Genomic DNA, 12,417 nt, shown 5'->3' on the forward strand with positions numbered 1-12,417 from the left:
AGGTTATTGTTGGCAGAAATAGTCATAAATGGAACAATGGAAATGCTAGTGAGGTTGAAATTATAGATTATCATTAATTTAAAAATCATGGAAAAACTACCCAACATACATCCCGGAGAAATTTTACAGGAAGAGTTTTTAATACCGTTAAGCATAACACCATACAGGTTAGCCAAAGAAACTAAAATCCCTCAAACCCGTATCTCCGAAATAATTAAAGGCAACCGCCGGATTACTGCTGATACAGCTTTAAGGCTAAGTAAATATTTTGGTAACACCGCCAAGTTTTGGTTGGGGTTACAGGATGACTTTGATATTGAAATTGAATTGGATGAAAAACGGGAGGAGATAAATCATATTAAGTGCTTTGTTGCTGTGTGATTAGTGAATTACCAAAGGATCTTGACGATTATCCCAAAAATAGGCTATCAAAATATGATCGTCATTAATTTTATAAAACATAGAACAGTTTTTATGAGGAATACATTTTCTTAAGTCGGTAAATTTTCGATCTGTCGGATAAATGTATGGTGTGGTAGAGATTGTATCAAAAATTTTGGAGATTTTGTTTTCAAACTTTTTGACGAAACGGTCGCCCCATCTTTCACGAAGTTGTAGCACAACGGCCTCGTAAGTTTCTTCCGCTTTGGGAGTAAACTTTATTTCTAAATTCATTTTTTAGAAAAATGTTTGTCTTTAAATTCCTGAAGAGAAATTGTTTGTCCATCTTCATACTGCTTGAGGCTTTTTTCAATTCCCTTTATCACATGAGGGGGTAATGTATCAGCTTGCGGCTCAAATTGAACCTTCAATGCCTTTAAAACAGCTTTTACCGTTTTCAGCTGTTCAGCGCTTTCAGGATGTATCAAGATAGATTCCATATAAACAAAAATACAAATACATCATTACAAATTCAAACAAAAATAGCTGTCTATATAGCGTTTGTTTTTCCGATGGCGCGAGCATCAAAAAGTTGTTTCATCTTGTTTCATCACCTCAAAATCAGTCAACACACAATCATTTGATTATCAAATAAATACATTAAATTATACATAAAAATACAGACGAATAAGTTGTTACATTTTGTTTCATCACTTTTTCGCAATTATCTTATAAACAATATTTTAAGTCAAAATCTTGTTTCACTTGTTACATTTTGTTTCACCAATTGTGAAACAAACGCGTTTAAATCCATCTCCGGTACCGCTGCCCCAATTATGCAATAACATTTTATTTTGCTTAATTTGCTTCCTTATAATTTAACTGATTAATGTATTATTTAAAAAATTACATGCTATTAGCATGCGCTTTCCTTACCGTTGCAACAACCGCGTTTTCGCAATCACCAACCGATACTGTTAAGTACAACCACCAGGACCTTTTCGGACCAATTGTTTGGCCAATGACCAGCGGCGGCAATCGCTCGGCCAGCGGACAGCCGGGCCCGCATTACTGGCAAAACCGCGCCGATTACCAAATTCATGCTACTTTAAATGAAGCCGATCAGGACACTACCGTTAAAGGCGAAGTTGCTATAACTTATACCAACAACAGTCCTGATAATATGGATTACCTATGGCTGCAGCTGGACCAGAACCTGTTCAAGCCCGATTCGCGCGGGGCGGCGGTTACCCCCTTTACCGGCGACCGCTTTGATGTAAAAGGCTTTAGCCGCGGTGGTTATCATATCGCGTCGGTATCGGTTACCTATAAGGGCCAAACTTATACCGTTACGCCTGTTATTACTGACGCCCGCATGCAGGTGCGCTTAAATACACCCATGAGTGGAAATGGCGATAAAATACAGATAAAAGTAAGTTATGATTTCTCTATACCTTTTTATGGCGCCGACCGCATGGGCCGCAAAAAGTTTAAACAAGGTGTTGTTTATGAAATTGCCCAATGGTATCCACGCATGTGCGTTTATGATGACGTAGAAGGATGGAACACCCTGCCTTATATGGGCCTTGGCGAGTTTTATTGCGACTATGGCGATTTTGATTATTATATAACTGCCCCTGGTAACATGATCGTAGTAGGCTCCGGCGATTTGCAAAATGCAAGCGAAGTGCTTACTCCCACCCAGCAAAAACGTTTGGCCGAAGCACGTAACAGCGATAAAACGGTTACTATTATCTCTGCATCCGAAGTTGGCGAACCTGCTACACGCCCGGCTAAAGGCACATTAACCTGGCACTTTAAAATGGATAATACCCGCGATGTATCATGGGCGGCATCAACCGCGTTTATTTGGGATGCGGCAAAAACCAATTTGCCATCAGGCCGTAAGTGTATTTCGCAATCTGTTTACCCGGTAGAAAGCTCTGGTTATAACTCGTGGGGCCGCTCTACAGAGTACCTGAAAAATAGCATAGAGATCTACTCAAAAGAATATATCGAATACCCGTGGAACTCGGCAGTTAACGTATCAGGCGTTGCTTTGGGTATGGAATACCCCGGCATTATTTTCTGCTTAAGCAATCTTAAAAATGGCGGTTTATGGGGCGATGTTACCCACGAGATAGGCCATAACTGGTTCCCGATGATAGTAGGCAGTAACGAACGTAAATACATGTGGATGGACGAAGGCTTTAACACTTTTATTAATGAATTCTCTACCAAAATGTTTAACAAAGGCGAGTATGCGCCTAAAGGCCCTAACAACAATGCTCAAAATGTATTAAGAAGCTATATAAGAAGCAAGGACCCGTTAATGACGCCACCAGAGGCAATTGGGCTTAATGATTACGGCCAATATTATAATAAAACCGCTTTAGGGCTTGATATGCTGCGTGATGTGGTATTGGGTCCGGAGCGTTTTGATTTTGCTTTCCGTGAGTATATTAAACACTGGGCCATGAAGCACCCGCTGCCTTATGATTTTTTCCGCGCGATGAATGACGCGTCGGGCGAGGACCTGAACTGGTTCTTTAAACCATGGTTCTTTACCACCTGGAAGCTGGATCAGTCTGTTGAATCAGTAAAATACGACAGCAGCCCTGCTGACGGTGCTATCATCACCATCGCCAACAAAGAAAAAATGGCCATGCCCGTCGACCTGAAAATTACCCAGGAAAATGGCAAAGCAGAAACTATACACCTGCCGGTAAACGTATGGCAGCGCAACGGGGTTTGGACATTTAAATATCCGTCAACCTCAACAATAAAAAGTATTGAGATTGACCCGGATCATCAATTACCCGATATTGATCTGAAGAATAATATTTTCCCTAAAAAAGTGGGAATAGTTGAGGTAAAAGCTGAAAGGTAAAAGGTTTATCTTATCTGAAGTAAAAGACCCGGTTTTATGAAAAGACCGGGTCTTTTTTGTTTGGGAAGTATCCTTTTTGACATTCTATGAGTTATAATTTTTTTCTTACATTTAATTTATTTCCATCCCCCCTTTTTATATAGACCGGGTATTTAGTATATATGAGACGAATAACTGTTATTTACCTAACGGCAGTTTTTAATTTATTAGGTATTGCTGCCTTTGCACAGGTAAACGGCGACCTGCTTAAAACGCTGTCGGCAGTGGCCGGTATGCGCGACAGGTTCCCTATTGAAAAAGTTTATTTGCAGTTAGATAAGCCCTATTACACTTTAGGCGATACTTTACGCTTTAAGGCCTATTTAATGAATGGGGATTTTTTAAAACCATCATTAAAAAGCGGGCTGTTGTATGTAGAGCTGGATGATGAAAATAATAAGGCTATAAAATGCATTATGGTACCTATAAACCATGGTATTAGCTGGGGCGATATCGCATTGGATGCAAAAGAATTTCCGGAAGGCAGTTATACCCTGAGGGCCTATACCAACTGGATGCGCAATTTTGGCGAAGATTACATTTTTAAAAAGAATATTTATATAACTGCATTAAACGGATCATTACTCGTAAAGACAAACTTTAAATTACAGGCAGGCGCAGCCAAAAGTAGTTTAACCGCCAGCATTGGGTTTACCGGGCTGGATAAGAACCCATTTAGGTTAAAGGATATGCAATTTAAGGTATTAAATGGCACGCATTCGCTTTTCTCTGATAAGATCAATACGGGTATGGATGGAAGCGTAGGTTTAACTTTTAACTTGCCGGATAAATCAGCCTTAAAAAATTTAGCAATAACTACCCATGAAGCACACGGCGGACCTGACTGGCCACCAACTTTAATTATCCCGGTAATACTAAACCGACCCGAAAATGCCGATGTGCAGTTTATGCCCGAGGGCGGGCATTTGGTTGGCAGCCTACCCATTAAAGTAGGTTTTAAAGCCATAAACGAAGAGGGCAAGGGCATACCTGCAAGCGGCAAAGTTTATGATAGTAAGCAGCAACAAGTAGCGCAATTTACGGCGCAGCACTTAGGTATGGGCAGCTTTGAATTTATGCCACAGGCGGGCGAAACTTATATAGCTAAGGTTGACCTGCCCGGCGGTCTCACCAAAACCTATTCCCTGCCTGCTGTGAACCCAATCGGCACATCCTTAAAAATATCGCCCCGTGGTAAAGATTCGTTAGAGATCAATATAGCTGCTACACCCGACCTGGTGAATGCACCGGCTACTTATTTTCTTATAGCCCAAACACGCGGGTTGGTTTGTTATACAATGCCTGTCAGCTTTAAAACATCGCAGGTAAAAAAGGTTATCGCAATGGATCTGTTCCCTTCAGGCATAGCACATTTCACTTTATTTAACAGCAATAACCAATCGCTAAACGAACGTATTTATTATGTTAACCATAAGGATAACCTGCAAGTAAACTTAATGGCGAGTAAGCCTAATTACACAATAAGAGACAGTATTACTGTTGGAATAGCAGTAACAGATAATGATAACAAGCCCGTTCGCGGAAGTTTTTCGTTAGCTGTTACCGATAATAGCCAGGTAAAAGTTGACAGCGCCAGAAATATAATAAGTAACCTGTTCTTAACATCAGATCTAAAAGGCGGTATTGAAGAACCCTATTACTATTTTGAAAAGAATACGCCCGAACGAATTGTGGCTTTAGATAATTTGCTGTTAACACAAGGCTGGATAGGCTATAACTGGGCCGCTATTTTTAACCCCGTTATACAACGCCCCCAATATGTGGCGCAGCCCAAATTTATAGTACAGGGGCAGGTAACTAATATTTTTAATAAGCCTGTGCAGGGCGCAAACGTAATACTATACGGTAAAAAACCATTAATAGTTAAAGACACGGTGACTGATAAGGATGGCAAATTCACCTTTAACGGTCTATTTCCAATTGATACGGCTGTTTATAGGATACAGGCCCGCAATAAAAGAGGCGGCAGCAATAATGTAGGCCTTACCGTAAATGAATTTGTTCCGTCGTTATTTGCCGCATCAAAACCGGTTGCGCCATGGTATGTAAACAGTGATACATTGATGCTTAATAATGCCCACACAAAAGCAGTGCAACTTAAAGCCGAAGCCGAATATAAAGGTGAGGGCCATATGCTAAAGGAAGTTGTAATAAAAGATAAAAAAATAATTAAAGGATCAAAAAACCGCAATGAAGGCGGCGGAGCCGATATTACTATTGATGAGCATGAACTGGAAAAAGTTACGCACATGTCTTTATTTGATCTATTAAAGCAAAAATTCAAAAAAGACTTTTACAAGAAATCTAATTTTGATACGATGGAGTATCATTTGTTTATACGCAGGGTGTATTTGATCATTGATGGTGTAAGTATAGGTACCTCGCCTTTGACGGTTGATGTATACATGGACCTGCTGGCAGCCGAAGATATCAAGGGCATCGAAATTATGCGTACCTCCAGATATGCTCTCGCTTATGACAATGGTTTTATAGCTAAACAAATCCTTATGAAAGAGAAGGATGTACCCATCTATCTTGAAATTACAACTTATTCAGGTAATGGGGCTTATATGCTGCACACGGCCGGGGTATATTTATACCGCACTGTACCCTTTACCCTGCCCAAAGATTTTTATCGCCCGCGTTACACAGCAAAAAACGCAACTACCGCTATAGGTACAGATTTACGCTCAACAATTCACTGGGCGCCAAATGTTGTTACCGACAAAGATGGCAAAGCAACCGTCTCCTTTTATAGCGCCGATAAACCGACAGATTATACTATAATACTGGAAGGAACTGATTTGAAGGGCGCTTTTGGTTATAGCAGGGAGAAGATAAAAGTGATTAAGAAATAGCCGCTTAAAATTTATATCAATATACTATCCGGCTGGGTGTATGATAGTTTAAAGTAAAGTATAACACGCTACAGGATTAATCATTAAAAGCGTAAACTTTTTCAAGACGATACAGATTTTTTGAGAAAAAAAAGTGTTTCACATCAGGTGTTTCACCCCATTTTTGCAAAAATCCATAAAATAGCATAAATCTTTTATTATAAGCTATTTAGACTATTTTACCTAAAGCTTTTGTACTGTTTCAAAGTGTTTCACTCATTTTGTCAAAATACTATATATCAATAGATTAACCTAAAAGAGTGTTTCATCTGTTTCACTCATTTGTGAAACACTATGTTACCTTAAATTTGAGTAAAAACCTTTCGGCTTTCGCCCCAAAATCTTAATTTCGCTGTTCACAGAAAAGAGGGAAAAGAATTGGATTATTTAGCAGGATTAAACCCTGAACAGCAAGCGGCAGTAAAACAAATACAGGGCCCGGTAATGATAATTGCCGGAGCAGGATCGGGTAAAACCCGGGTTATTACCTACCGTGTTGCGCATCTTATACGTAACGGGGTTGATCCGTTTAATATCCTTGTACTCACCTTTACCAACAAGGCTGCCCGCGAAATGCGCGAGCGTATACTGCACCTGGTTGGCCCCGAAGCCAAGAACATCTGGATGGGTACCTTCCACTCGGTTTTTGCCAAGCTATTACGGGTCGAGGCCGATAAAATTGGCTATCCAAATAACTTTACCATTTACGATACCGACGATAGCAAAAGTGTACTGCGTGCCATTTTAAAAGAAATGAACCTGGACGATAAGCTGTATAGTGTAAATTTTGTGCTTAACCGTATATCGGCGGCAAAAAACAACCTGGTATCATGGATGGAGTATGCGCAAAACGACCAGATACAGGCTGATGATATATCAAGCAATAGGCCCATGCTGGGTAAAATTTACGAAACCTATGTGCAACGCTGCTACCGTGCCGGAGCTATGGATTTTGATGACTTGTTATTTAAAACCAATGAACTGCTCAAAACACATCCTGATACGCTAAATAAATACCAGCACAAGTTTAAATACCTGATGGTGGACGAGTACCAGGATACTAATTTTTCGCAATACCTCATTGTTAAAAAACTGGCAGCGGTTAATGAAAATATTTGTGTGGTGGGTGACGATGCGCAAAGTATTTACGCGTTCCGTGGGGCCAATATTCAAAACATATTAAACTTCGAGAAAGATTACCCTGATCTTAAAATATTTAAACTTGAGCAAAATTATCGCTCAACACAAAACATTGTAAACGTTGCCAACAGCATCATCGCCAATAATAAAGAACAACTTAAAAAGAATGTATTCTCTGAAAAAGAGACCGGCGATAAGATAAAAGTAATGCGCGCCTTTAGCGATAACGAGGAAGGCAAACTGGTTGCCGAAGCTATAATGTATGAGCGTACCACCAAGGGCTTAAGGTGGAACGATTTTGCCATATTATATCGCACCAACGCGCAGTCACGGTCTATGGAAGAAGCTTTGCGTAAACTGGGTACGCCTTATAAAATATATGGGGGCCTCTCCTTCTATCAGCGTAAAGAAATTAAGGATCTGATAGCTTATTTCAGGCTTACGTTTAATCCTAACGATGAGGAAGCGCTTAAACGCGTTATCAATTATCCGCGTCGTGGAATTGGCGATACTACTATTGATAAAATCATTGTTAGTGCCGATCAAAACAACATTACACCCTGGGAAGTGATTATTGATCCTGCAAAATATTTAGAGGGGCGCATATCAGCATCTGTTACCGGCTTTGCAGTGATGATACAGAGCTTCCAGGTGCTTTCAAAAACACAAAGCGCATATGAGGCCGCTTTATACATCGCGCAGCACTCAGGGCTGTTAAAAGACCTGTATGAGGATAAATCTGTTGAGGGGCTTAACCGTTATGAAAATATACAGGAGTTACTAAATGGTATAAAAGAATTTAGCGAGCGCGAAGATATTGAAGAAAAGGGTCTGGATGTATTTATGCAGGATATTGCTCTGCTTACAAATGATGATAAGGACAAAGATCCCAATGCCGATACCGTTTCATTAATGACCATACACTCATCTAAAGGTTTGGAGTTTCCGCAGGTATATGTAGTTGGTTTAGAAGAGAATTTATTCCCGTCGCAAATGGCGCTTAACTCGCGCAGCGACCTTGAGGAAGAACGACGTTTATTTTATGTGGCTATAACACGTGCAGAAAATAAACTATCACTAAGCTACGCTACCTCGCGCTTTAAATTTGGCACGCTAATTAGCTGCGAACCCAGCCGTTTTCTTGATGAGATTGATGCCCAATACCTTGAACTTGATTTTACTGCTAAACCAGTAAATGCAGGCAGTCTGAACTATGATGATGAACGTTCTGCCTGGAGCCGCACTGATGATAAATTTTCGAAGCCCAAAGTTAAAACAACAGCTACCCCGGTAAAAACTACTTCTATATTAGCAAAGGCACATGTACCTTCTGCCGGTTTTACCCCTTCTGATACCTCAAACCTGCAGGTAGGTATGGATGTGGAACATGAGCGTTTTGGTTTTGGTAAGGTAATAAGCATGGAAGGCAACAAGCCGGATATTAAAGCCACTATCTTTTTTAAAGAAATAGGGCAAAAGCAATTGTTGTTAAAGTTTGCAAAACTTAGTATTATAAACCAATAATTAATAAATTATACCCATTTTGTGGAATAAATTCCCCATTTTAAATTACGAGTTAATAATAAAATATACTTTTAGGTTCATTTATAATGTATTATTTCATGGCATATAATTTGGGTGAGTAATAATACCTCTTTACCAATATTAAAAATACTGAAATGAACGACAACCTTAAAAAGAAAACCAATAAGACCATTGGTAAGAATATTCGCACCTTTCGTCATCAGCATGGATGGAGCCAGGAGGATGTAGCTAAGCGGTTAGGAATATCTATTCCCGCATTCTCAAAAATTGAAACCGGTGTTACCGATATCAACCTGTCACGCCTGGAACAGATAGCTGACATTTACGAAATAGATGTTGTACAAATATTATCAATTGACGCAGAAGTAGAAGAGCGGCAACCTTCCAATTTAAGCATTATACAAAAACGGTTAAATGACCGCGAAGCCGAGATAGTGAATTTACAACGAAAAGTAATATTGCTCTACGAAGAACTGCACAATGCTAAAACGCATATTATATAAACCATCAAACCGTTCAATAAATATGACACTGTATATTTTAAATTAATAATTTATACTTAAAAAATCTACTAAAAATTAAATAATTTGATTTAAAATTATTTATACGTTATTTATATACAAAAACTGGTTAGTTTTTTTCCGTGATTTAATAATTAATATTTTGGAGTAAAATTTGTAACACAGGTTTTATAATTTAAAATCTGCTATGGATAACTACATGATATCAATTTCAAAAACCGAGAGTTTAACTGCCGGTACTGTTCATGACTCAAAGAGTAAATTAAAAGTTAAAGCGTTTGATATGTTAAGACCAAGTATTAAACCGCGTAAAGGAGAAGTAAGATTTTTTGTTACAGCGGGACAAAAAACTTTGGCTTTTGAAACTCAAGGCTACAAAAAACATCGCCAAATATTAGTTCTGCAAATGATATCCCGGTACTGTATGTATTTAGGGTTACTGGAGGCTCAAATACATTCAACATTACCATTAACAGGATAATATTTAGAACCCTGTTTTTCCCGGATCATGGAGCATATCACTCATCTCTATTATTTTCTCATCAATTTCTGATACGCACTTATCCATCATATCGATGCACTCCTGCTGATCTACCAATCCTTCTTTTTCTAAATTCATTAAACCTTTGAGTGTAGCAATAGGGCCACGTATTTGATGAGACAGGTAGGATGAATATTCGGAAAGCTTTTTATTTTTCACCTGCAGGTCCTTCGTTCGCTCGTCGATTATTTCTTCCAGGTGATGGTTTATCCTGTCAAGGTTATCTTTTTGCCGGGATATCTCATTGTTTAATTCTTGCAGTTGTGCATTGGTTGTAGCTTTGCGTTTAACACTGCCTACCAGCAAAACAATAACAACTACCAATAAACCAGCGGTAATGGTAACCGACCAGATAATTACACGCGAAAGTTCCTGTTTCCTTTGTTCTGAAACAGCTTGTACCCTGCGATCCTGTTCTTGCTGTAAAAGGCTTAATTTGGTAGATACGTTAGAGCGATAGCTGGTACTATCTTCCTGGTAAATATTGATCAGATAATTTAATGCTGCCTTATAATTTTGGCGTTTAAGTTCCATCTCATAAGCCGTATGCTTATAATCGTATATATCTTTCTTATTGTCGATTAGCATAGAATAGTTCTTGCCTTCGGCCAGGTATTTCTCTGCTTCGGTAAAATTATTTTCTGATACATAGAGGTCGGTTAAAGTGAGGTCGATGGCAGCAACGGTCGACTTCATGTCGCGGTCCCGTGCCTTAACATTAGCTTCCAGCAATAATTCCTTTGCTTTTGCAAAATCTCTCAATTGGTAGTACAAAAATCCCAAATTTTCCAGGCATTGAATCAGCAGATCTTCATTTTTTAATACCGTAAACAGAGCCTTACTTTTAGTATAAGCGTTTAAGGCATTTTGATACATGTTTTTACGATTATAAATATTCCCGGTATTTAAAGATATGCGAGCTATTAATGCAGTATCGTTATACTTTTCGGCTATTTTAGAGGCTTTGCCAAAATATTCAAGCGCTTTTTCATAATCAAGTAACTGGTAAAGATTACCTATATTATTAAATACATTTCCCTGGCCGCGTTCGTCATTAATTTTTTCGAAAATATTTAATGCATCAAAATACCTATTCAGGGCGCTATCAGGACGATTTAAATAATATTCTCCAATACCTTTTACCCTAAATGCTTCGGCAACGCCTCGAGGATATTTTAACTTTAATGCCAGCTTCATCGCCTTTTCTGCGTAAATGAGGGTGCCTCTCGGATCGGTTAAACGATTGTTATAACCAATTGTATTTAATGCAATAACCTCGCTTGTATCTTTTCCGGCAACATCTGTTAAGTTGTTTGCATAAACCGTACCTGTAACCAATATAAACAATAAAATCGCGTAGATTTTTTTCATTAAAGCATATTTACGTTTAATTATGGTGAAAGTTATAAATAATACGTTATATATTTCCAATTCCTAGAAAAAACAATCCATTTTACTGTTGAAATTATTTTTTTATTTTTCTTTGTAATTAACAAAACCTAACTATATTTGCTTTTATAACTATTTGAATATCAAATAACTAAAAACCAGAACTAAAACGAAATTATTTATTAAAATTAAAAAAATACGGAAAAAATAAAAGAGAGACATAGGTAAAAACACCAGCTAATTTGCCAATAAGAACGGCTTGGTTGCGAGAGCAAAATATATAAATATGTCTTTATGATTAACTATTGATTAACACAAATAACGTATAATATATTATATTTATTTATAACTTAAAAAAATAATAATTATGAAAACCACAACCTTAATAATCGTTATCGCACTATTTGTAAGCATCTTATCGGCATGCGCCAAAAAGAGTAATATACAGGCAAGTTCAATGGCTTTTTCTAACAATCCATTTTCAGCAAAAAGCATGTTGGCAACTGCTGATTAATATAATTAATGTAACCCACATATATAATTTAACTATAACCTAATATTAAATATAAAAATCATGAAAGTAATCTTCACAGCAGTAATCGTTTTATCAGTTGGACTATTATCACTGTTAAAAACTACAACTCCGGCAAAAACAGCCACAGTTACTATTTCTAAAGTTGCGATTGATAACAGGATTATTCTGGCTACGGCAGACTAATCAGTAATCACATTAAACAAATATTATAAAAACATAAAATCATTCATTAAACAATCTATATAAAACAATATACATCATGAAAAAAATAATAATTGCCATCGCTATTATATTCTCTACAAGCATTACTACATCTTTTGCTAATACTTTGTCTGGCGAGAAAAACAACTTAGGTACTGCTGATAGAAACGGCGAGAAAAACAACTTAGGCACTGCTGACAGAACTACTACTGAGAAAAACAATTTAGGCACTGCTGATAGAAACGGCGAGAAAAACAACTTAGGTACTGCTGACAGAAACGGCGAGAAAAACAACTTAGGCACTGCTGACAGAAACG

The 12,417-nt window shown here is 38.0% G+C and carries 12 protein-coding genes; 9 read left to right on the forward strand and 3 right to left on the reverse strand.

Features of this window, described 5'->3' with window-relative positions; all coding sequences use genetic code 11:
* Positions 1 to 87: 87 nt before the first annotated feature.
* Positions 88 to 381: a HigA family addiction module antitoxin gene (locus tag JWR23_RS17290; protein ID WP_299517687.1), complete on the forward strand. Its 294-nt coding sequence runs from the start codon at positions 88 to 90 to the stop codon at positions 379 to 381.
* Here JWR23_RS17290 and JWR23_RS17295 read toward each other — a convergent pair whose 3' ends face one another.
* Positions 382 to 675, reverse strand: a complete 294-nt coding sequence (locus tag JWR23_RS17295; RefSeq protein ID WP_299517689.1) for a type II toxin-antitoxin system RelE/ParE family toxin — start codon at positions 673 to 675, stop codon at positions 382 to 384.
* Entirely contained in the window at positions 672 to 881 is a 210-nt protein-coding gene (locus JWR23_RS17300; protein WP_299517691.1) for a DUF2683 family protein, read from the reverse strand. Before JWR23_RS17300 ends, JWR23_RS17295 begins: the two co-directional genes overlap by 4 nt.
* A 410-nt stretch (positions 882 to 1,291) precedes the next feature.
* Here JWR23_RS17300 and JWR23_RS17305 point away from each other — a divergent pair, with 410 nt between their 5' ends.
* The 5 genes from JWR23_RS17305 to JWR23_RS17325 all read left to right on the forward strand — a co-directional run bounded on the left by JWR23_RS17305 (position 1,292) and on the right by JWR23_RS17325 (position 9,915).
* A complete protein-coding gene (locus tag JWR23_RS17305) occupies positions 1,292 to 3,271 on the forward strand; it encodes a M1 family metallopeptidase (protein ID WP_299517693.1) in 1,980 nt (659 codons plus the stop codon).
* 161 nt (positions 3,272 to 3,432) lie between these two features.
* Positions 3,433 to 6,189, forward strand: coding sequence for a carboxypeptidase regulatory-like domain-containing protein (locus JWR23_RS17310; protein WP_299517695.1), 2,757 nt, complete (start codon positions 3,433 to 3,435; stop codon positions 6,187 to 6,189).
* A gap of 417 nt (positions 6,190 to 6,606) precedes the next feature.
* Positions 6,607 to 8,892 (forward strand): ATP-dependent helicase, encoded by a 2,286-nt coding sequence (locus tag JWR23_RS17315; RefSeq protein WP_299517697.1) that lies wholly within the window; start codon positions 6,607 to 6,609, stop codon positions 8,890 to 8,892.
* Positions 8,893 to 9,047: 155 nt separating this feature from the next.
* Positions 9,048 to 9,416 (forward strand): helix-turn-helix domain-containing protein, encoded by a 369-nt coding sequence (locus JWR23_RS17320; protein WP_299517700.1) that lies wholly within the window; start codon positions 9,048 to 9,050, stop codon positions 9,414 to 9,416.
* Between the two features lie 217 nt (positions 9,417 to 9,633).
* Positions 9,634 to 9,915 carry a hypothetical protein gene (locus JWR23_RS17325; RefSeq protein WP_299517701.1) on the forward strand — a complete coding sequence of 94 codons (282 nt, stop codon included), beginning with the start codon at positions 9,634 to 9,636 and terminating at the stop codon, positions 9,913 to 9,915.
* Between the two features lie 3 nt (positions 9,916 to 9,918).
* On the opposite strand, the gene JWR23_RS17330 is transcribed toward JWR23_RS17325, so the two are convergent.
* On the reverse strand, positions 9,919 to 11,346 hold the full coding sequence (locus JWR23_RS17330; protein ID WP_299517704.1) for a tetratricopeptide repeat protein: 1,428 nt from the start codon (positions 11,344 to 11,346) through the stop codon (positions 9,919 to 9,921).
* Between the two features lie 385 nt (positions 11,347 to 11,731).
* Here JWR23_RS17330 and JWR23_RS17335 point away from each other — a divergent pair, with 385 nt between their 5' ends.
* The 3 genes from JWR23_RS17335 to JWR23_RS17345 form a co-directional block, all read left to right on the forward strand.
* Complete coding sequence (locus JWR23_RS17335; protein ID WP_299517706.1) at positions 11,732 to 11,878, forward strand: hypothetical protein; 147 nt, start codon at positions 11,732 to 11,734, stop codon at positions 11,876 to 11,878.
* A gap of 60 nt (positions 11,879 to 11,938) precedes the next feature.
* Entirely contained in the window at positions 11,939 to 12,082 is a 144-nt protein-coding gene (locus JWR23_RS17340) for a hypothetical protein (RefSeq protein WP_299517709.1), read from the forward strand.
* A gap of 76 nt (positions 12,083 to 12,158) precedes the next feature.
* On the forward strand, positions 12,159 to 12,417 hold a 259-nt coding region (locus JWR23_RS17345), incomplete at its 3' end, for a hypothetical protein (RefSeq protein ID WP_299517711.1).

The organism is Mucilaginibacter sp. (assembly GCF_028288205.1).
In the GTDB taxonomy this organism is placed as follows: domain Bacteria; phylum Bacteroidota; class Bacteroidia; order Sphingobacteriales; family Sphingobacteriaceae; genus Mucilaginibacter.